Source organism: Pseudomonas sp. GM79, assembly GCF_000282495.1.
GTDB lineage: Bacteria > Pseudomonadota > Gammaproteobacteria > Pseudomonadales > Pseudomonadaceae > Aquipseudomonas.
Map to the genome: position 1 here is coordinate 1 of NZ_AKJE01000041.1, position 19,879 is coordinate 19,879.

General features: G+C 57.6%; 17 protein-coding genes. 15 read left to right on the forward strand and 2 right to left on the reverse strand.

Features of this window, described 5'->3' with window-relative positions; all coding sequences use genetic code 11:
- Window positions 1–280: 280 nt before the first annotated feature.
- Window positions 281–1,567, reverse strand: coding sequence for a citrate synthase (gene gltA, locus PMI36_RS16760; protein WP_008071464.1), 1,287 nt, complete (start codon window positions 1,565–1,567; stop codon window positions 281–283).
- A gap of 362 nt (window positions 1,568–1,929) precedes the next feature.
- Between gltA and sdhC the strand changes: the two genes are divergently transcribed.
- From sdhC to PMI36_RS16705, 12 genes are all read left to right on the forward strand, one after another.
- Entirely contained in the window at window positions 1,930–2,304 is a 375-nt protein-coding gene (gene sdhC / locus PMI36_RS0129540) for a succinate dehydrogenase, cytochrome b556 subunit (protein ID WP_032830362.1), read from the forward strand.
- Window positions 2,298–2,666, forward strand: a complete 369-nt coding sequence (gene sdhD / locus PMI36_RS16755) for a succinate dehydrogenase, hydrophobic membrane anchor protein (protein ID WP_008071469.1) — start codon at window positions 2,298–2,300, stop codon at window positions 2,664–2,666. The genes sdhC and sdhD overlap by 7 nt, the downstream gene beginning before the upstream one ends.
- Window positions 2,667–2,669: 3 nt before the next feature.
- Complete coding sequence (sdhA, locus tag PMI36_RS16750) at window positions 2,670–4,442, forward strand: succinate dehydrogenase flavoprotein subunit (RefSeq protein WP_008071470.1); 1,773 nt, start codon at window positions 2,670–2,672, stop codon at window positions 4,440–4,442.
- Between the two features lie 11 nt (window positions 4,443–4,453).
- Window positions 4,454–5,158 (forward strand): succinate dehydrogenase iron-sulfur subunit, encoded by a 705-nt coding sequence (locus tag PMI36_RS16745; protein ID WP_007898989.1) that lies wholly within the window; start codon window positions 4,454–4,456, stop codon window positions 5,156–5,158.
- A gap of 276 nt (window positions 5,159–5,434) precedes the next feature.
- Window positions 5,435–8,266 carry a 2-oxoglutarate dehydrogenase E1 component gene (locus PMI36_RS16740; protein ID WP_008071472.1) on the forward strand — a complete coding sequence of 944 codons (2,832 nt, stop codon included), beginning with the start codon at window positions 5,435–5,437 and terminating at the stop codon, window positions 8,264–8,266.
- A 42-nt stretch (window positions 8,267–8,308) separates the two neighbouring features.
- Window positions 8,309–9,526, forward strand: coding sequence for a 2-oxoglutarate dehydrogenase complex dihydrolipoyllysine-residue succinyltransferase (gene odhB, locus PMI36_RS16735; RefSeq protein WP_008071474.1), 1,218 nt, complete (start codon window positions 8,309–8,311; stop codon window positions 9,524–9,526).
- Window positions 9,527–9,636: 110 nt separating this feature from the next.
- Window positions 9,637–11,073 carry a dihydrolipoyl dehydrogenase gene (gene lpdA, locus PMI36_RS16730; protein WP_007898983.1) on the forward strand — a complete coding sequence of 479 codons (1,437 nt, stop codon included), beginning with the start codon at window positions 9,637–9,639 and terminating at the stop codon, window positions 11,071–11,073.
- A 194-nt stretch (window positions 11,074–11,267) separates the two neighbouring features.
- A complete protein-coding gene (gene sucC, locus PMI36_RS16725; protein WP_007898980.1) occupies window positions 11,268–12,434 on the forward strand; it encodes an ADP-forming succinate--CoA ligase subunit beta in 1,167 nt (388 codons plus the stop codon).
- Window positions 12,434–13,315, forward strand: a complete 882-nt coding sequence (gene sucD / locus PMI36_RS16720) for a succinate--CoA ligase subunit alpha (RefSeq protein ID WP_007919877.1) — start codon at window positions 12,434–12,436, stop codon at window positions 13,313–13,315. Before sucC ends, sucD begins: the two co-directional genes overlap by 1 nt.
- A gap of 464 nt (window positions 13,316–13,779) precedes the next feature.
- Window positions 13,780–15,093, forward strand: a complete 1,314-nt coding sequence (gene brnQ, locus PMI36_RS16715) for a branched-chain amino acid transport system II carrier protein (RefSeq protein WP_008071481.1) — start codon at window positions 13,780–13,782, stop codon at window positions 15,091–15,093.
- A 237-nt stretch (window positions 15,094–15,330) separates the two neighbouring features.
- Window positions 15,331–16,068, forward strand: coding sequence for a DUF599 domain-containing protein (locus PMI36_RS16710; RefSeq protein WP_008071484.1), 738 nt, complete (start codon window positions 15,331–15,333; stop codon window positions 16,066–16,068).
- A complete protein-coding gene (locus tag PMI36_RS16705) occupies window positions 16,068–16,469 on the forward strand; it encodes an MAPEG family protein (protein ID WP_008071485.1) in 402 nt (133 codons plus the stop codon). The genes PMI36_RS16710 and PMI36_RS16705 overlap by 1 nt, the downstream gene beginning before the upstream one ends.
- Before the next feature lie 77 nt (window positions 16,470–16,546).
- Here the strand turns inward: PMI36_RS16705 and PMI36_RS16700 are convergent, their stop codons facing one another.
- Window positions 16,547–16,792 carry a hypothetical protein gene (locus tag PMI36_RS16700; protein ID WP_008071487.1) on the reverse strand — a complete coding sequence of 82 codons (246 nt, stop codon included), beginning with the start codon at window positions 16,790–16,792 and terminating at the stop codon, window positions 16,547–16,549.
- Window positions 16,793–16,949: 157 nt separating this feature from the next.
- Between PMI36_RS16700 and PMI36_RS16695 the strand changes: the two genes are divergently transcribed.
- From PMI36_RS16695 to htpG, 3 genes are all read left to right on the forward strand, one after another.
- Window positions 16,950–17,426 (forward strand): PaaI family thioesterase, encoded by a 477-nt coding sequence (locus tag PMI36_RS16695; protein ID WP_007898969.1) that lies wholly within the window; start codon window positions 16,950–16,952, stop codon window positions 17,424–17,426.
- The gene (locus tag PMI36_RS16690) at window positions 17,423–17,875 is read left to right on the forward strand and encodes a PaaI family thioesterase (RefSeq protein ID WP_008071489.1); all 453 of its coding nucleotides are present in this window, start codon (window positions 17,423–17,425) and stop codon (window positions 17,873–17,875) included. The genes PMI36_RS16695 and PMI36_RS16690 overlap by 4 nt, the downstream gene beginning before the upstream one ends.
- A gap of 81 nt (window positions 17,876–17,956) precedes the next feature.
- The gene (htpG, locus tag PMI36_RS16685) at window positions 17,957–19,861 is read left to right on the forward strand and encodes a molecular chaperone HtpG (protein ID WP_008071491.1); all 1,905 of its coding nucleotides are present in this window, start codon (window positions 17,957–17,959) and stop codon (window positions 19,859–19,861) included.
- Window positions 19,862–19,879: the final 18 nt, after the last annotated feature.

A 19,879-nucleotide genomic window follows, 5' to 3' on the forward strand; every position in this document is an offset into this window, starting at 1 on the left:
CGGAGCAGGACCGGAGCGAGGGCATGCCGAGCCTGGGCGAGGCACCGAACGAAAGGGGCAAGAGCGCTTTGGTTACTTTGGCGCTTTTCCAAAGTGACCCGCTGTAAGAGCGGAACCGCCAGCCGGCGCAACCGAAGAAATGGATATGTACACAACCATAAAGCCCCGGTCGGCCCTCAGGCCGCTGCGTAACTCAACGTCAGGCACAAACAAAAACGGCCCCTATCCAATAGAGGCCGTTTCCGGTACAGCTCAAGACGTTATCGCAAGACAGCGCCTATCAGCGGTCTTCAAGCCGAGTGATATCACGCGACTCATAGCCAGTGTACAGCTGACGCGGACGGCCAATCTTGTACGGGCTGGAGAGCATTTCCTTCCAGTGGGAAATCCAGCCGACAGTCCGCGCCAGAGCGAAGATCACGGTGAACATGCTGGTCGGAATGCCGATCGCCTTGAGGATGATCCCCGAGTAGAAGTCGACGTTCGGGTACAGCGAGCGTTCGATGAAGTACGGATCGGTCAGGGCGATCTCTTCCAGGCGCATGGCCAGTTCGAGTTGCGGATCGTTGGTGATGCCCAGCTCTTTCAGCACTTCGTCGCAGGTTTGCTTCATGACGGTGGCGCGTGGGTCGCGGTTTTTGTAAACCCGGTGACCGAAGCCCATCAGTTTGAACGGATCGTTCTTGTCCTTGGCCTTGGCGATGTACTTGTCGATGTTCGAAACATCGCCAATCTCGTCAAGCATGGTCAGAACGGCTTCGTTCGCACCGCCGTGGGCAGGGCCCCACAGTGCAGCGATACCGGCGGCGATACAGGCGAACGGGTTGGCGCCCGACGAGCCGGCCAGGCGTACGGTAGAAGTCGATGCGTTCTGCTCGTGGTCGGCATGGAGGATGAAGATCCGGTCCATGGCCTTGGCGAGTACCGGGCTGATCGGTTTGATCTCGCACGGGGTGTTGAACATCATGTGCAGGAAGTTTTCCGCGTACGACAGGTCGTTGCGCGGGTACATCATGGGTTGGCCCATGGAGTACTTGTAAACCATTGCGGCCAGGGTCGGCATCTTGGCAACCAGGCGGATCGCGGAGATTTCGCGATGCTGCGGGTTATTGATGTCGAGGGAGTCGTGGTAGAAGGCCGAGAGGGCACCCACTACGCCGCACATGACGGCCATCGGGTGGGCGTCGCGACGGAAGCCGTTGAAGAAGGTCTTCAACTGCTCGTGAACCATGGTGTGGTTCTTCACGGTGCCGACGAACTGGGCCTTCTGTTCTGCGGTCGGCAATTCGCCGTTGAGCAGCAGATAGCAGGTTTCCAGGTAGTCCGACTTTTCAGCCAGCTGTTCGATCGGGTAGCCGCGGTGCAGCAGAATGCCGTTGTCGCCGTCAATATAGGTGATCTTCGACTCGCAGGAGGCAGTCGACATGAAACCAGGGTCAAAGGTGAAACGGCCCGTGGCCGTCAGGCCCCGAACATCGATAACATCGGGACCAACGGTGCCGGTTAAAATGGGCAGCTCGACGGGGGCTGCGCCCTCGATGATCAACTGCGCTTTTTTGTCAGCCATGTGGCCTCCTATTTATGCTTGAAATCATCAGACAGACCCCCCACGCAGGGCCCGCACCACTATAGTGAGATAAATTCGAATGTCAATTTGCCTAAAGTCTTGCTCCAGAAGGCTTTAACCGGACTTTTTCCTCGAAATTGACTGCCATTTACGCCTTTTATGTCACTTGTGCAATCAGCTATTAGGGGAAGGTGAACGCGTTGTCATTAGTAGCCTAACTGTCTATACTCGGCCACCGACCGCCAGGGGCTTTTGGGCCTGCTTTATTGGGGGTCGCATCCCTGGGTGGTGGTTACCTGACCAGTGCACTCCCCAACAACTTTGCCCTGATTGTTAGGGGCTCTTCAGTGTGAAAAAAAGCCGTGAAAAGCCAACGACCTGTAAACCTAGACCTAAGGACCATCAAACTCCCCATCACCGGCGTTACGTCGTTTCTTCACCGTGTTTCCGGCATCATCCTCTTCCTGGGCCTTGGCTTCATGCTTTATGCATTGGGCAAATCTCTGGGTTCCGAGGAAGGTTTTGCCGAGGTGAAGGCATGCTTGACCAGCCCGCTGGCCAAGTTCGTAGCATGGGGCCTCCTGTCCGCTCTTCTGTATCACCTGGTAGCCGGTGTGCGCCATTTGATTATGGATATGGGCATCGGTGAGACGCTGGAAGGCGGCAAACTGGGCTCGCAAATCATTATCGCCGTATCTGCGGTGTTGATCGTTCTGGCGGGAGTTTGGATATGGTAACCAGCGTTACGAACCTGTCGCGTTCGGGCCTCTATGACTGGATGGCACAGCGTGTGTCTGCGGTCGTTCTCGCGGCTTATTTCATCTTCCTGATCGGATACCTCGTTGCGAATCCAGGCATTGGCTACGACCAATGGCATGCCCTGTTCGCCCACAACGGGATGCGTATCTTCAGTCTGCTGGCCCTTGTAGCCCTGGGCGCTCACGCCTGGGTCGGCATGTGGACCATCGCGACTGACTACCTGACGCCGATGGCGCTGGGCAAGTCCGCGACTGCAGTACGTTTCCTTTTCCAGGCAGTATGCGGCGTTGCGATGTTCGCTTACTTCGTCTGGGGTGTGCAGATTCTCTGGGGTATCTGATCCATGGCTAACATTCCAACGATTTCTTTCGACGCCATCATTATTGGTGGCGGCGGTGCCGGCATGCGCGCAGCGCTGCAACTGGCACAAGGCGGTCACAAGACTGCCGTGATCACCAAGGTTTTCCCGACGCGTTCGCACACCGTATCGGCTCAGGGTGGCATCACCTGCGCTATCGCTTCTGCGGACCCGAACGATGACTGGCGCTGGCACATGTACGATACCGTCAAGGGTTCCGACTACATCGGTGACCAGGACGCTATCGAATACATGTGTCAGGAAGGCCCGGCTGCGGTGTTTGAACTGGACCACATGGGTCTGCCGTTCTCCCGTACCGAGCAAGGCCGTATCTATCAGCGTCCATTCGGCGGTCAGTCGAAGGATTACGGTAAAGGCGGGCAGGCTGCCCGTACCTGCGCCGCTTCCGACCGTACCGGTCACGCGCTGCTGCATACCCTTTATCAGGGCAACCTGAAAGCTGGCACCACGTTCCTTAACGAGTACTACGCTGTTGATCTGGTGAAGAACCAGGACGGCGCATTCGTCGGCGTGATTGCCATCTGCATCGAAACCGGCGAAACCACCTACATCCGCGCCAAGGCTACCGTACTGGCCACCGGCGGTGCAGGTCGTATCTACGCGTCGACCACCAACGCCCTGATCAACACCGGTGACGGCGTTGGTATGGCGCTGCGTGCAGGCGTGCCGGTACAAGACATCGAAATGTGGCAGTTCCACCCGACCGGCATCGCCGGCGCCGGTGTACTGGTTACCGAAGGTTGCCGTGGTGAAGGTGGTTACCTGATCAACAAGCACGGCGAGCGTTTCATGGAGCGTTATGCTCCGAACGCCAAAGACCTTGCCGGTCGTGACGTCGTTGCCCGTTCGATGGTTAAAGAGATCATCGCCGGCAACGGTTGCGGTCCGAATGGCGACCACGTAATGCTCAAACTCGACCACTTGGGCGAGGAAGTGCTGCACAGCCGTCTGCCAGGCATCTGCGAACTGTCCAAGACTTTCGCACACGTTGACCCTGTTGTTGCTCCAGTTCCGGTCGTTCCGACCTGCCACTATATGATGGGCGGCGTTCCGACCAACATTCACGGTCAGGCAATCACCCAGAACGACGAAGGCGTCGACCAAATCATCCCTGGCCTGTTCGCAGTGGGTGAAGTGGCGTGCGTATCGGTTCACGGCGCCAACCGTCTGGGCGGCAACTCGCTGCTCGACCTGGTGGTATTCGGCCGCGCTGCCGGCCTGCACCTGGAAAAAGCGCTGAGCGACGGTATCGAATACGATGACGCCACCGACGCTGACATCAACGCGGCCCTGGCACGTCTGTCCGCTCTGAACGAGCGTACCGAAGGTGAAGACGTGGCAACCCTGCGTCGCGAACTGCAAAGCTGCATGCAGAACTACTTCGGTGTGTTCCGTACCGGAGAATACATGCAGAAGGGTATTGCTCAGCTGGCTGATCTGCGCGTGCGTATCGCCAACGTCAAGATCAACGACAAGAGCCAGGCCTTCAACACCGCGCGTATCGAAGCGCTGGAACTGCAGAACCTGCTGGAAGTGGCCGAAGCCACTGCTATCGCTGCAGAAGTGCGCAAAGAGTCCCGCGGTGCTCACGCCCGTGAAGACTTCGAAGACCGTGACGATGAAAACTGGCTGTGCCACACCCTGTACTTCCCGGGTGACAAGCGCGTTGCCAAGCGTGCTGTGAACTTCTCGCCGAAGACTGTTCCGACTTTTGAACCTAAGATTCGGACTTATTAAGGGTGGCCGTCATGTTGCAAGTCAGTGTTTATCGTTACAACCCTGATCAGGACGCTGCGCCGTTCATGCAGGAATTCCAGGTTGATACCGGTGGTAAAGACCTGATGGTGCTGGACGTGCTGGCCCTGATCAAAGAGCAGGACGAAGGTTTCTCCTATCGTCGCTCTTGCCGTGAAGGTGTTTGCGGTTCCGACGGCATGAACATCAACGGCAAAAACGGTCTGGCATGCATCACGCCGCTGTCTGCCGTCGTAAAACGTAACAAGCTGATCGTTCGTCCGCTGCCAGGTTTGCCGGTTATCCGTGACCTGGTCGTCGATATGAGCATCTTCTACAAGCAATACGAAAAGGTTAAGCCATACCTGCAGAACGACACGCCGGCTCCGGCCATCGAGCGTCTGCAGTCCCCTGAAGAGCGTGAAAAGCTCGACGGTCTGTACGAGTGCATCCTGTGCGCTTGCTGCTCGACTTCGTGCCCGTCCTTCTGGTGGAACCCGGACAAGTTCCTGGGGCCGGCTGCTCTGCTGCAAGCCTATCGCTTCCTGGCAGACAGTCGCGACAACAAGACATCCGAGCGTCTGGCTTCGCTGGATGACCCGTTCAGCGTATTCCGCTGCCGGGGCATCATGAACTGCGTCAACGTTTGTCCGAAAGGCCTGAACCCGACTAAGGCCATCGGTCACATCCGTAACATGCTGCTGCAAAGCGGCGTGTGATTCAGCTGCTGTAACCCGGCTGTTGTAAAAGTTGTACCGCTGTACCCGTAGATGCTACGGCGCAGGCTTCAACCGGCGCCGTAGTTTTAACCTGGGCAGCAGCTTATAAGGCTGCGGCTCTTATTTTGAAGAAATGAGACAAGCAGGGGCATCCGGGCTGGTACCCGGACTATCAGCGTGATCCTAAGTGGCTTGTTTTAGTCGCTGCATTCGGACTTCTGCAAGTTTTCTCGGTGTCGACGCCGGTGGTGTTCCCCTAACCGAGGGTGACCAAGCATGCAAGAAAGCGTGATGCAGCGCATGTGGAACAGCGCCTACCTATCCGGTAGTAACGCTGCCTATGTGGAAGAGCTCTACGAGCTCTACCTGCACGACCCTAACGCTGTGCCAGAAGAGTGGCGCACCTACTTCCAGAAGTTGCCTGCTGATGGCAACACTGCCACCGATGTTTCGCACTCCACAATTCGCGATCATTTCGTCTTGCTGGCAAAGAACCAGCGCCGCGCCCAACCGGTTTCCGCCGGTAGCGTGAGCAGTGAGCACGAGAAGAAGCAAGTTGAAGTGCTGCGATTGATCCAGGCCTACCGTATGCGTGGCCACCAGGCAGCCCAGCTTGACCCGCTGGGGCTGTGGCAGCGTCCTGCACCTGCAGACCTGTCAATCAATCATTACGGCTTGACCAATGCCGATCTTGATACGACCTTCCGTGCCGGCGACCTGTTCATCGGCAAAGAGGAGGCGAGCCTACGCGAAATTCACGAAGCGTTGCAGCAGACATATTGCCGCACCATCGGCGCTGAATTTACGCATATCACCGATTCCGAGCAGCGCCAGTGGTTCCAGCAGCGTCTGGAAAGCGTGCGCGGCCGTCCGACGTACTCCGTCGACATCAAGAGCCACCTGCTTGAGCGCGTCACCGCCGGCGAAGGCCTGGAAAAATACCTCGGGACCAAATACCCGGGTACCAAGCGTTTCGGTCTGGAAGGCGGCGAGAGCCTGATTCCGATGCTCGACGAGCTGATCCAGCGTTCCGGTTCTTACGGCACCAAGGAAATCGTGATCGGCATGGCCCACCGTGGCCGTCTCAACGTGCTGGTCAACACCTTCGGCAAGAACCCGCGCGAGCTGTTCGACGAGTTCGAAGGCAAGAAGAAGGTCGAGCTGGGTTCCGGTGACGTTAAGTATCACCAGGGCTTCTCGTCCAACGTGATGACCACCGGCGGTGAAGTTCACCTGGCCATGGCGTTCAACCCTTCCCACCTGGAAATCGTTTCCCCGGTGGTCGAGGGTTCGGTTCGCGCCCGTCAGGATCGTCGTAACGACCCTACCGGCGAGAAGGTTCTGCCGATCTCCATCCACGGTGATGCGGCATTCGCCGGTCAAGGCGTGGTGATGGAAACCTTCCAGATGTCGCAGACCCGCGGTTTCAAGACCGGCGGCACCGTGCACATCGTGATCAACAACCAGGTCGGTTTCACCATCAGCAACCCGCTGGACTCGCGCTCCACCGAGTACGCGACCGACGTTGCGAAGATGATCCAGGCGCCGATCCTCCATGTGAATGGTGATGATCCGGAAGCCGTGTTGTTCGTGACCCAGCTGGCCATCGACTACCGCATGCAGTTCAAGCGTGACGTGGTGATCGACCTGGTCTGCTACCGTCGTCGCGGCCACAACGAGGCCGACGAGCCTAGCGGCACCCAGCCAATCATGTATCAGCAGATCACCAAACAGCGCACTACCCGTGAGCTGTATGCCGATCGTCTGACCCAGGGCGGTGTGCTGGACGCAGAGCGTGTTCAGGCGAAAGTCGACGAATACCGCAATGCGCTGGACAACGGCCTGCATGTGGTAAAAAGCCTGGTCAAAGAGCCGAACAAAGAGTTGTTCGTGGATTGGCGTCCGTATCTGGGCCACGCCTGGACCGCGCGTCACGACACTCGCTTCGATCTGAAAACCTTGCAGGAACTGTCCGCCAAGCTGCTGGAAATTCCGGAAGGCTTCGTGGTTCAGCGCCAGGTCTCGAAAATCTACGAAGACCGTCAGAAAATGCAAGCCGGCGGCCTGCCGATCAACTGGGGTTACGCCGAAACCATGGCGTACGCGACCCTGGCGTTCGAAGGTCACCCGATTCGCATGACGGGTCAGGACATCGGTCGCGGTACGTTCTCGCACCGTCACGCTGTCTTGCACAACCAGAAAGACGCGGGTACCTACGTCCCGCTGCAAAACCTGTACAAGGGCCAGCCACGTTTCGACCTGTACGATTCGTTCCTGTCCGAAGAAGCCGTGCTGGCGTTCGAATACGGTTACTCGACCACCACGCCTGAGGCGCTGGTGATCTGGGAAGCCCAGTTCGGCGACTTCGCCAACGGTGCCCAAGTGGTTATCGACCAGTTCATCACCAGTGGCGAGCACAAGTGGGGCCGTCTCTGCGGTCTGACCATGCTGCTGCCGCACGGTTATGAAGGTCAGGGTCCGGAGCACTCTTCGGCTCGTCTGGAGCGTTACCTGCAACTGTGCGCCGAGCACAATGTTCAGGTTGCCGTCCCGACCACCCCGGCTCAGATCTACCACTTGCTGCGTCGTCAGGTGATTCGCCCGCTGCGCAAGCCGTTGATCGTCCTGACTCCGAAGTCGCTGCTGCGTCACAAACTGGCCATCTCGACCCTGGAAGATCTGGCCGAAGGTTCGTTCCAGACCGTTATCCCGGAAATCGATGCCCTGGACCCGAAAAAGGTCGAGCGCGTTGTTCTGTGTAGCGGCAAGGTCTACTACGACCTGCTGGAAAAACGCCGTGCCGAAGGTCGTGATGACATCGCCATCGTGCGTATCGAGCAGCTGTACCCATTCCCTGAGGACGACCTGAAAGAAGTCCTGGCTCCTTACACCAACGCCAAGCATGCCGTTTGGTGTCAGGAAGAGCCGATGAACCAGGGTGCCTGGTACTGCAGCCAACACCACTTGCGTCGTAGCATCAGTACGCTCAACAAGTCTCTCGTACTCGAGTACGCGGGCCGTGAGGCTTCTGCTGCACCTGCTTGTGGTTATGCATCGATGCACGCTGAGCAGCAGGAACAACTGCTGCAAGACGCCTTTACTGTTTAACGCCTTCGCGCACCTGAAACCGAATTTAAGGACCCACAGATAATGGCTATCGAAATCAAAGCCCCCACTTTCCCGGAATCGGTTGCCGATGGCACCGTTGCCACCTGGCACAAAAAACCGGGCGACGCCGTCAAGCGTGACGAACTGATCGTCGACATCGAAACTGACAAAGTCGTACTGGAAGTGTTGGCCACCGCTGATGGCGTGCTGGGCGCTATCGTCAAGAACGAAGGCGACACCGTTCTGTCCGACGAAGTTCTGGGCTCCATCGGTGAGGGCAGTGCTGCCGCCGCTGCTCCAGCCGCCGCTGCTGCACCTGCTGCTGCCGCTGCTCCTGCCGAAGCGGGCGAAGACGATCCTGTTGCTGCACCGGCTGCTCGCAAGCTGGCTGAAGAAAACGGCATCAACATCGCTTCCGTTGCCGGCACCGGCAAAGGCGGTCGCGTGACCAAGGAAGACGTTGTTGCCGCTGTAGCTGCCAAGAAAGCCGCTCCGGCTGCCGCGCCTGCCAAGGCTGCTGCGCCTGCCGCTGCTGCCCCGGTGTTCGCTGCCGGCGATCGCATCGAGAAGCGCGTACCGATGACCCGCGTGCGGGCCACCGTTGCCAAGCGTCTGGTTGAAGCTCAATCGAACATGGCAATGCTGACCACTTTCAACGAAGTCGACATGACCGAAGTCATGGCCCTGCGTTCGAAGTACAAGGATCTGTTCGAGAAGTCCCACAACGGCGTGCGCCTGGGCTTCATGTCGTTCTTCGTCAAGGCTGCCACCGAAGCACTGAAACGCTTCCCGGCTGTCAACGCGTCGATCGACGGTGCCGACATCGTTTACCACGGCTACGCCGACGTCGGTGTTGCTGTTTCCAGCGACCGCGGCCTGGTTGTACCGGTTCTGCGTAACGCCGAACTGATGAGCCTGGCTGAAATCGAAGGCGGCATCGCCACCTTCGGCAAGAAGGCTCGTGACGGCAAGCTGTCGATGGACGAAATGACCGGTGGTACGTTCACCATCACCAACGGTGGTACCTTCGGTTCGATGATGTCGACTCCGATCGTCAACCCGCCACAAGCGGCCATCCTGGGCATGCACAACATTCTGCAGCGTCCTATGGCGATCAACGGTCAAGTCGTTATCCGTCCGATGATGTACCTCGCTCTGTCCTACGATCACCGTTTGATCGACGGCAAAGAAGCTGTGACCTTCCTGGTTACCATCAAGAACCTGCTGGAAGACCCGGCTCGTTTGCTGCTGGATATCTGATTTCGTTGCACGGGCCGCTCAGTGATGGACGGCCCTTCTGTAATGACCAGCTTCGTCCCACGACGGTCCCCAAAAGGGGCCGTCCGGTTTGATTCGAGAAGGAATGACACATGACTCAGAAATTCGACGTGGTAGTGATTGGCGCGGGCCCTGGCGGCTACGTGGCTGCCATTAAAGCAGCGCAACTGGGCCTCTCCACTGCCTGCATCGAGAAATACACCGACAAGGAAGGCAAACTGGCCCTCGGCGGTACTTGCCTGAACGTCGGCTGCATTCCATCCAAGGCGCTGCTGGACAGCTCCTGGAAGTTCCACGAAGCCCAAGACGGCTTCGCGATCCACGGTATCAACCACGCTGGCGTGACCATGGACGTGCCAGCAATGGTCGGCCGTAAAGCCAACATCGTCAAAGGCCTGACCTCGGGTGTTGCCACCCTGTTCAAAGCCAACGGTGTGACCTCGATCCAGGGCCACGGCAAACTGCTGGCCGGCAAGAAAGTCGAAGTCACCAAGCCTGACGGTTCGGTAGAAATCATTGAAGCCGAGAACGTGATTCTGGCTCCAGGTTCGCGTCCGATCGACATTCCACCGGCTCCGGTCGACCAGAATGTGATCGTCGATTCGACTGGCGCGCTGGAATTCCAATCGGTTCCAAAACGTCTGGGCGTGATTGGCGCTGGCGTGATCGGTCTGGAACTGGGTTCGGTCTGGTCCCGCCTGGGCGCAGAAGTTACCGTTCTCGAAGCGCTGGACACCTTCCTGATGGCCGCTGACGCTGCCGTTTCCAAGGAAGCGCTGAAAACCCTGACCAAACAAGGTCTGGACATCAAGCTGGGCGCTCGCGTTACCGGTTCCAAAGTGAACGGCGACGAAGTCGTTGTGAACTACACCGATGCCAATGGCGAACAGAACATCACTTTCGACAAGCTGATCGTAGCCGTTGGTCGCCGTCCGGTGACCACTGATCTGCTGGCTGCCGATTGCGGCGTGACCCTGGACGAGCGCGGTTTCGTGCACGTTGACGATCACTGCGCCACCACCGTACCGGGCGTTTACGCCATCGGTGACGTGGTTCGCGGCATGATGCTGGCACACAAGGCTTCGGAAGAGGGCATCATGGTTGTCGAGCGCATCAAGGGCCACAAAGCCCAGATGAACTATGACTTGATCCCGTCAGTTATTTATACTCACCCGGAAATCGCGTGGGTCGGCAAAACCGAGCAGACCTTGAAGGCTGAAGGCGTTGAAGTTAACGTTGGCACCTTCCCGTTCGCAGCCAGTGGCCGTGCCATGGCAGCCAACGACACCGGCGGTTTCGTGAAAGTCATTGCCGACGCCAAGACTGACCGCGTATTGGGCGTCCACGTGATTGGCCCGAGCGCTGCAGAACTGGTTCAGCAGGGCGCGATCGGTATGGAATTCGGCACCAGCGCTGAAGACCTGGGCATGATGGTTTTCTCCCATCCGACCCTGTCTGAAGCCTTGCACGAAGCAGCTTTGGCTGTGAATGGCGGCGCCATCCACATCGCCAACCGCAAGAAGCGTTAAGACAATAAGAAACCACGGCGGTACGGCCCGTCGTGAGCCTTGCATGCAAGACTCACCGCGGAATGTCCGCTGGACGCAGTCTTGCGTAGCTGCACCGGGTAACTGGAAAGCTACGCAAGCAGCAGTCACAGGTGGTGCGGCACCAGAACGGTGCAGCACCGAATGCGCAGTACCTAACGAAGACGGTAATAAGCATGAATCTTCACGAGTATCAGGGTAAGCAGCTGTTCGCTGAATACGGCCTGCCAGTTTCCACCGGCTACGCAGTAGACACCCCGGAAGCAGCAGCAGAAGCTTGCGACAAAATCGGCGGCACCGAGTGGGTTGTCAAAGCCCAGGTCCACGCTGGTGGTCGCGGTAAAGCGGGCGGCGTAAAGCTGGTTCGCAGCAAAGAAGACGCCAAAGCATTCGCTCAACAGTGGTTGGGCAAGCGTCTGGTGACTTACCAGACTGATGCCAATGGCCAGCCAGTCACCAAGATCCTGGTTGAATCGTGCACTGATATCGCTAAAGAGCTGTACCTGGGCGCTGTCGTTGACCGTTCGAGCCGTCGCATCGTGTTCATGGCTTCCACCGAAGGTGGCGTGGACATCGAGAAAATCGCTCACGACACCCCTGAGAAAATCCTCAAGGCCACTATCGATCCACTGGTTGGCGCTCAGCCATTCCAGGGTCGCGAGCTGGCATTCCAGCTGGGTCTGGAAGGCAAGCAAGTTGCTCAGTTCGCCAAGATCTTCGTAGGTCTGGCCAAGCTGTTCAAGGATCACGACCTGGCTCTGCTGGAAGTGAACCCGCTGGTGATCAAGGCTGACGGCGATCTGCATTGCCTCGATGCCAAGATCAACATCGACGCCAACGCCATGTACCGTCAGCCTAAGCTGAAGACTTTCCACGATCCGTCGCAAGACGATCCGCGCGAAGCGCACGCTGCCAAGTTCGAACTGAACTACGTAGCACTGGAAGGCAACATCGGTTGCATGGTCAACGGTGCTGGCCTGGCCATGGGTACCATGGACATCGTCAACCTGCATGGCGGCAAACCAGCCAACTTCCTCGACGTGGGCGGCGGTGCTACCAAAGAACGCGTTACCGAAGCGTTCAAGATCATCCTGTCCGACACTAACGTCGCTGCAGTACTGGTCAACATCTTCGGCGGCATCGTTCGTTGCGACATGATTGCCGAAGGCATCATCGGCGCTGTGAAAGAAGTCGGCGTGAAAATCCCGGTTGTTGTTCGCCTTGAAGGCAACAACGCTGAGCTGGGCGCTAAAGTACTGGCAGAAAGCGGTTTGAACATCATCGCTGCTACCAGCCTGACCGACGCTGCTCAACAAGTTGTCAAAGCTGCGGAGGGCAAATAATGAGCGTCCTGATCAATAAAGACACCAAAGTTATCTGCCAGGGTATTACCGGTTCGCAAGGTAGTTTCCACACCCAGCAAGCCATCGAATACGGCACCAAGATGGTTGGTGGTGTAACTCCAGGCAAAGGCGGCACCGAGCACCTGGGTCTGCCAGTGTTCAACACCGTGAAAGACGCTGTAGCTGCTACTGGCGCCACCGCCAGCGTGATCTACGTTCCAGCTCCTTTCTGCAAGGACTCCATCCTGGAAGCAGCATTCGGCGGCATCAAGCTGATCGTTTGCATCACTGAAGGCATTCCTACCCTGGACATGCTGGACGCTAAAGTTAAGTGCGACGAACTGGGCGTAGTCCTGATCGGTCCTAACTGCCCAGGCGTGATCACTCCAGGCGAATGCAAGATCGGCATCATGCCAGGTCACATTCACTTGCCAGGCAAGGTCGGTATCGTTTCCCGTTCCGGCACCCTGACCTACGAAGCTGTGAAGCAGACTACTGACGCCGGTTTCGGTCAGTCGACTTGCGTCGGCATCGGTGGTGACCCGATCCCGGGTTCGAACTTCATCGACATCCTGAAGCTGTTCCAGGAAGACCCGAAGACCGAAGCGATCGTGATGATCGGCGAGATCGGCGGTTCGGCTGAAGAAGAAGCGGCTGCCTACATCAAGGCACACGTGACCAAGCCGGTTGTTTCCTACATCGCTGGTGTGACTGCTCCTCCGGGCAAGCGCATGGGCCATGCTGGCGCAATCATCTCTGGCGGCAAAGGCACTGCAGACGAGAAATTCGCTGCTCTGCAAGACGCAGGCGTTAAAACCGTGCGTTCGCTGGCAGACATCGGCAAGGCCCTGGCCGAGCTGACCGGTTGGGCTGTCAAGTAAGCCTCGCGCTTAACTGACGCTTCACCAGACAAAGGCCACCTTCGGGTGGCCTTTGTCGTTTTCGGGATTAGAGATATTCGCAGGGCTTTTGTGGCGAGGGAGCTTGCTCCCGCTGGGCTGCGGAGCGGCCCCAAAACCTGCAACATCATTGTTTCAGACACACCTTATTGCCTGCCTTTTGCGTCTGCTTCGCAGCCGAGCGGGAGCAAGCTCCCTCGCCACAGAGATCGGTTGTGAAATTTAGGTATGTAAACGCGACATTGAAATGTCGCGTATCGGATAGTTCGCCCTGTAACAGTGCGTTTGTCGTGCAAATTCGTTAGGCTAGCAGCCATTTTTGCGTCCGCAGCCCACAAGGCAGCGACGCGCTAAACGGGTTAGTCCTATACGGGCCGACAGCATTTCCCTCACCCATAAGGGAAATCCCTCTCTAAATTCCGATTCAGTAGTGTGGTATTTCCTTAATGAAAGTGTTGAAAGGCCAGGACATCCTGGCACTGGGTTTTATGACATTTGCCCTGTTCGTCGGGGCTGGCAACATCATCTTCCCGCCTATCGTCGGTTTGCAGTCCGGGCCTAATGTCTGGATGGCGGCGCTGGGTTTTCTGATCACCGCGGTTGGTTTGCCGGTGATCACCGTTGTCGCCCTGGCCAAGGTCGGTGGTGCAATGGATGCCTTGAGCAGCCCGATCGGTAAAGTCGCTGGTGGCCTGCTGGCAGCCGCGTGCTACCTCGCTGTCGGCCCGTTGTTCGCAACGCCGCGCACCGCGACCGTGTCGTTCGAAGTGGGCCTGGCGCCGCTGACTGGCGAGAGCCCGCTGGCGTTGTTTCTCTATAGCTCGGTGTACTTCCTGGTGGTGTTCTTCATCTCGCTCTACCCGGGCCGCCTGCTCGATACCGTAGGACGTTTCCTCGCACCGCTGAAGATTATCGCCCTGGCCGTTCTTGGCATCGCCGCGTTTGCGTTGCCGGCCGGTGATATCGGCGTGGCCACTCCTGAATATGTCGCAGCACCGTTCTCCCAGGGTTTTATCAATGGTTACCTGACCATGGATACCCTGGGTGCGCTGGTATTCGGCATTGTCATTGTCAATGCGATCCGCTCCCGTGGCGTGGAATCACCAGCGCTGATCACCCGTTACGCGATCATCGCCGGTCTGATTGCCGGCGTGGGTCTGGCGCTGGTTTACGTCAGCCTGTTCCGTCTCGGTTCGGGCAGCCATGAAGTGGCCGCCGGTGCTGCCAACGGCGCGGCGGTATTGCACGCGTATGTTCAGCACACGTTTGGGTCGTTGGGCAGCGGTTTCCTCGCGGTGCTGATCTCCCTGGCCTGCCTGGTAACAGCCGTCGGCCTGACGTGTGCCTGTGCCGAATACTTCAGCCGTGTACTGCCACTGTCCTACAAGACGCTGGTGATCATCCTGGCTGCGTTCTCCCTGTTGGTGTCCAATCTGGGCCTCACCAAGCTGATCGCGTTCTCGATCCCGGTGCTGACCGCCATCTACCCGCCGTGCATCGCCCTGGTAGCGCTGAGCTTCTGCAAGGACTTCTGGCATGAGCAGGGCCGCATCGTCGGTCCGGTGATGCTGGTGTCGTTCATCTTCGGTCTGATCGATGCCCTCAAGGGGGCCGGTCTGGCAGACTGGATGCCGACTCAGATGGCTCACCTGCCGCTGAGCGAGCAGGGGCTGGCGTGGCTGGTGCCGTCGTTCATGACCCTGGTGGTTGCGGTGGTCTGCGATCGCCTGCTGGGCAAGCGCGAAGAAGCGCTGGCTTAAGCTGCTTCCTGGCTCGCCACAAGCGGGCCTCGCGCTGAGTCCTGGCAAAAATGGAAATGCCCCGTATCAATCGATACGGGGCATTTTTTATGGCCGTACACAAATCTAATGTGGGAGCGGGCTTGCTCGCGAAGAGGGCTTAACATTCAATAGCGATATTGACTGGAAGTCCGCTTTCGCGAGCAAACCCGCTCCCACAGGATTTCGGTATTCCTCCTATACCTCACAAGGACCTGCATGTCGTTCATCCACGCCAATCTGATCCACATCCTCGCCGCGCTCTGGTTTGTCATCTGCTGGGGTGGCTACACCCGTTATGCGACATGGAAAGGTCGCGACACCGCGTGCCTGGCCAGCGTGTTGCACCTGTATCGCGAAGACTGGATGCGCCGCATGCTGTTGCGCGACAACCGCATTGCCGATGCCAGCGTGATCGGTAACCTGGAGCGCAATGCCTCGTTCTTCGCTTCCAGCACGCTGATTATCCTGGCCGGTATTCTCACGGTATTGGGTGCGTCCGACAGAGCCGTGTCGTTACTGGCGGATATCCCGATGGTGCAACAGGCTTCCCAGGGCATGTCGGAGATCAAGTTGTTGTGCCTGGCGCTGGTGTTTGTCTATGCGTTCTTTACGTTCAGCTGGTGCATGCGTCAGTACAACTTTGCGGCCATTCTCGTGGGCTCGGCGCCGATGATCGGAGAGCGCCATGTGTCCGAGCAAGAGCGTAAAGCCTTCGCTTCCCGAGCGGCACGTGTCATTTCCATGGCGGCCAACCAGTTCAACTTCGGTCTGCGTTCCTATTACTTCGGCATGACCATGCTGGCGTGGTTCGTCAGTCCCTGGTTGTTCATGTTGATGAGTGCGGGCGTCGTGCTGGTGTTGTATCGCCGCGAGTTTCACTCCGACGTTCTTGATGTGATGGTCTATACCCCTACGGAGGCGCCATTGCCTGAAGCAAACAAAGAGGCTGCTTGATGAGTATTCCGTTCTGGTGTGTGTTTATCAGCGCATTGTTGATTTTCGTGGCAAAGATTCCAGTGGCCAAAGCCATGAACGAGCAGGGTGGTTACAACAATCATCTGCCGCGCCAACAGCAGGCGCAACTTACAGGCTTCGGTGCCCGTGCATTGGCGGCCCATCAGAACAGTTTCGAGGCGTTCATGATCTTTGCGGTGGGGGTGTTGATGGCGCATACCACGCAGACAGCGGGATGGCTGATCGATACGCTGGCAATCCTCTTTGTGATCGCGCGCATCATATATCTGTTGTGCTATTGGGCGGACTTGGCCTGGCAGCGCAGCCTGGTGTGGTTCGTCGGCTTAGTGTGTTCATTGTTGCTGATGATTAGTCCGACTTTTAGGACGATTTTGCTCTAAGGCTGCACGACAAACAAAAGTCGCAGGCAAAAGAAAACCCGCACTTGGCGGGTTTTCTTTTAGCACTAAAAACGCGTTTAGTTTTTAGGTGCTTCTGGCGCGGCTTCTTTTGTCGCTGCTGCGTTAGATTCGGCCTGAGCTTTGGCAGCTTCGGCGTTTTCTTTTGCTGCCTCGTTCACTTTATCCTGAGCTTCACCCATTTTTTCCTGAGCTTGCTCAGCATGTTTGGTGGCTTCTTGAGCTTTGTCCTCGGATTTTTTATCGCAGGCAGCGAGACCGAGGGAAGCGGTCAACATCAAGGCAATAGCTAAAGTCTTACGCATGGGGTGTTTCTCCTGATGGAAAGTATCTACTGGCCTTTCGAGCGCAGCGATCAGGGTTAAGTTCCTTAATTCGCACAGATATATAAGTTTGTTTTTCTACGGAACTTTTACCCACTAGCCTGCTACTTTCCCGGAACACTAATAAGAGTTTAATCCAATGGCCGAAAACCCCGTTTTTGAGCGTGCGACGCGATTCCTGTCGGCATTGCGGCATTGTCAGGTACTCGGCATGCGCGTTCACAGCGCCAGCAGCGAAGGATTGACGGTGATTCTGCCGTACAGCCCGCAGATCGTCGGCAATCCGCAAACCGGGGTGATTCATGGCGGAGCGTTGACCTCGCTGATGGACACCGCCTGCGGCATGGCTACCCTTTGCGTGCTGCCTGAGTTCGAAGTCTGTCCGACGCTCGACTTGCGGATCGACTACATGCACGCCGCCGAGCCGCACAAGGACGTGTACGGCTTCGCCCAATGCTACCGAGTGACCACCGACGTGATCTTTGCGCGCGGTTTTGCCTATCAGGACGACCCCGAACAGCCCATCGCCCATGTGGTGGGCACTTTCATGCGTATGGGCAAGGGCATCAAAGGCACTAAAGGTTTTGGCGGCGCCATTGCTGGAGGTGCGAAATGACAGACACGTTCAAGGAGCAACTTCAACAGGCCCATGCGCAGGGGGACTACGCCTCTCTGCTGCACCTGATTCCTTACGCCAGACTGATCGGCGTCGAATGTTCGCGTGTCGGGGATGAGCTGCTGTTTCGCCTGCCGGCCAACAAGGACAACATTGGTAACCCTTTATTGCCGGCGATCCATGGCGGGGTGATTGCCGGGTTCATGGAGCTCTCGGCGGCACTGCACCTGCTGATCTTCACCGGCTCGCCCGGCGTGCCGAAGATTATCGACTTTTCCCTCGACTACCTGCGCGCGGGGCAGTTTCGCGATACCTGGGCCAGATGCCAGGTGTGCCGACAGGGGCGGCGGGTGGCAAACGTGGCGATTACCGCCTGGCAAAGCACTGAAGCCGAGCCCATTGCCACGGCCCGCGCTCATTTCAAAATCGAAGAGCCCTTGAAATCCTGATCTCAGCCCCCAACTCTGAGGACAACCCGCCGTCGACCTTCAAGGTCGCGGCTTATGCCATCTGATTGGAGTTTGATGACCATGAGTGTGGAAACTCAAAAGGAAACCCTGGGCTTCCAGACCGAGGTGAAGCAACTGCTGCACCTCATGATCCATTCGCTGTATTCCAACAAGGAAATTTTCCTTCGCGAATTGATCTCGAACGCCTCTGACGCTGTCGACAAATTACGCTTTGAAGCGCTGGCCAAGCCTGACTTGCTGGAAGGCGGCGCGGAACTGAAAATCCGTGTGAGCTTCGACAAAGACGCTAAAACCGTCACCCTCGAAGACAACGGCATCGGCATGAGCCGTGACGACGCGGTCACCCATCTGGGTACCATCGCCAAGTCCGGCACTGCCGATTTCATGAAACACCTGTCTGGCGATCAGAAAAAAGACTCGCACCTGATCGGTCAATTCGGTGTCGGTTTTTACTCGGCCTTCATCGTTGCCGATAAAGTTGACGTATTCAGCCGCCGTGCCGGCCTCGCTGCCAGCGAAGGCGTGCACTGGTCGTCCAAGGGCGAAGGCGAATTCGAAATCGCCACCGTCGAGAAGGCTGACCGCGGCACGCGCATTGTCCTGCACCTGAAGTCCGCTGAAGACGAATTCGCCGATGGCTGGCGTCTGCGCAACATCATCAAGAAGTACTCCGACCACATCGCTTTGCCGATCGAGCTGCCGAAAGAAGTGGCCGCTGCCGAAGGCGAAGAGCAGCCGGCCGTCGAGTGGGAAACCGTCAACCGCGCGAGCGCCCTGTGGACTCGTCCTCGCACTGAAGTGAAAGACGAGGAATACCAGGAGTTCTACAAACACGTCGCTCACGATTTCGAGAACCCGCTGAGCTGGAGCCACAACAAGGTCGAAGGCAAGCTCGAGTACACCTCGCTGCTTTATGTACCGACTCGTGCGCCATTCGATCTGTACCAGCGTGAAGCGCCGAAAGGCCTGAAGCTGTACGTGCAGCGTGTGTTCGTCATGGATCAGGCCGAGTCGTTCCTGCCGCTGTACCTGCGCTTCATTAAAGGCGTGGTCGACTCCAACGACCTGTCGCTGAACGTGTCGCGGGAAATCCTGCAGAAAGACCCGATCATCGATTCCATGAAGTCGGCGCTGACCAAGCGCGTTCTGGACATGCTGGAAAAACTGGCGAAGAACGAGCCTGAGCAATACAAAGGCTTCTGGAAGAACTTCGGTCAGGTCATGAAAGAAGGCCCGGCAGAAGACTTCGCCAACAAAGAAAAAATTGCTGGCCTGCTGCGTTTCGCGTCCACTCAGGGCGACGACGGCGAGCAAGTTGTGGGTCTGGCCGACTACCTGGCTCGCGCCAAGGAAGGTCAGGACAAGATCTACTACCTGACCGGCGAGACCTACGCGCAAGTTAAAAACAGCCCGCACCTGGAAGTCTTCCGCAAGAAAGGCATCGAAGTGCTGCTGCTGACCGACCGCATCGACGAGTGGCTGATGAGCTACCTCAACGACTTCGACGGCAAGAGCTTTGTCGACGTGGCACGCGGTGACCTGGACCTCGGCAATCTGGATTCGGAAGAAGACAAGAAAGCCGCGGAAGAAGTCGCCAAGTCCAAAGAAGGCCTGGTTGAGCGTCTGAAGACTGCACTGGGCGACTCCGTTGCTGAAGTGCGGGTCTCCCATCGTCTGACCGACTCCCCGGCGATTCTGGCCATCGGCGAGCAGGACCTGGGCTTGCAAATGCGTCAGATCCTGGAAGCCAGCGGTCAGAAGGTTCCGGATTCGAAGCCGATCTTCGAATTCAACCCGGCTCACCCGCTGATCGAGAAACTCGACAACGAGCAGAGCGACGAGCGCTTCGGCGACCTGTCGCACATCCTGTTCGATCAGGCGGCCCTGGCGGCCGGCGACAGCTTGAAAGACCCGGCCGCTTATGTGCGCCGTCTGAACAAGCTGTTAGTTGAACTGTCGGTTTAACCCCGTTGTAAAAAAAAC

What these genes read in the sequence shown, in the direction of transcription:
- PMI36_RS16710 (WP_008071484.1), top strand. Translation starts at nt 15,331, where the DNA reads ATGTCGTTCATCCACGCCAATCTGATCCACATCCTCGCCGCGCTCTGG.
- htpG (WP_008071491.1), top strand. Translation starts at nt 17,957, where the DNA reads ATGAGTGTGGAAACTCAAAAGGAAACCCTGGGCTTCCAGACCGAGGTG.
- lpdA (WP_007898983.1), top strand. Translation starts at nt 9,637, where the DNA reads ATGACTCAGAAATTCGACGTGGTAGTGATTGGCGCGGGCCCTGGCGGC.
- gltA (WP_008071464.1), bottom strand. Translation starts at nt 1,567, where the DNA reads ATGGCTGACAAAAAAGCGCAGTTGATCATCGAGGGCGCAGCCCCCGTC.
- PMI36_RS16745 (WP_007898989.1), top strand. Translation starts at nt 4,454, where the DNA reads ATGTTGCAAGTCAGTGTTTATCGTTACAACCCTGATCAGGACGCTGCG.
- sucD (WP_007919877.1), top strand. Translation starts at nt 12,434, where the DNA reads ATGAGCGTCCTGATCAATAAAGACACCAAAGTTATCTGCCAGGGTATT.
- brnQ (WP_008071481.1), top strand. Translation starts at nt 13,780, where the DNA reads ATGAAAGTGTTGAAAGGCCAGGACATCCTGGCACTGGGTTTTATGACA.
- sdhA (WP_008071470.1), top strand. Translation starts at nt 2,670, where the DNA reads ATGGCTAACATTCCAACGATTTCTTTCGACGCCATCATTATTGGTGGC.
- PMI36_RS16695 (WP_007898969.1), top strand. Translation starts at nt 16,950, where the DNA reads ATGGCCGAAAACCCCGTTTTTGAGCGTGCGACGCGATTCCTGTCGGCA.
- PMI36_RS16700 (WP_008071487.1), bottom strand. Translation starts at nt 16,792, where the DNA reads ATGCGTAAGACTTTAGCTATTGCCTTGATGTTGACCGCTTCCCTCGGT.
- sdhD (WP_008071469.1), top strand. Translation starts at nt 2,298, where the DNA reads ATGGTAACCAGCGTTACGAACCTGTCGCGTTCGGGCCTCTATGACTGG.
- PMI36_RS16740 (WP_008071472.1), top strand. Translation starts at nt 5,435, where the DNA reads ATGCAAGAAAGCGTGATGCAGCGCATGTGGAACAGCGCCTACCTATCC.
- odhB (WP_008071474.1), top strand. Translation starts at nt 8,309, where the DNA reads ATGGCTATCGAAATCAAAGCCCCCACTTTCCCGGAATCGGTTGCCGAT.
- PMI36_RS16705 (WP_008071485.1), top strand. Translation starts at nt 16,068, where the DNA reads ATGAGTATTCCGTTCTGGTGTGTGTTTATCAGCGCATTGTTGATTTTC.
- PMI36_RS16690 (WP_008071489.1), top strand. Translation starts at nt 17,423, where the DNA reads ATGACAGACACGTTCAAGGAGCAACTTCAACAGGCCCATGCGCAGGGG.
- sucC (WP_007898980.1), top strand. Translation starts at nt 11,268, where the DNA reads ATGAATCTTCACGAGTATCAGGGTAAGCAGCTGTTCGCTGAATACGGC.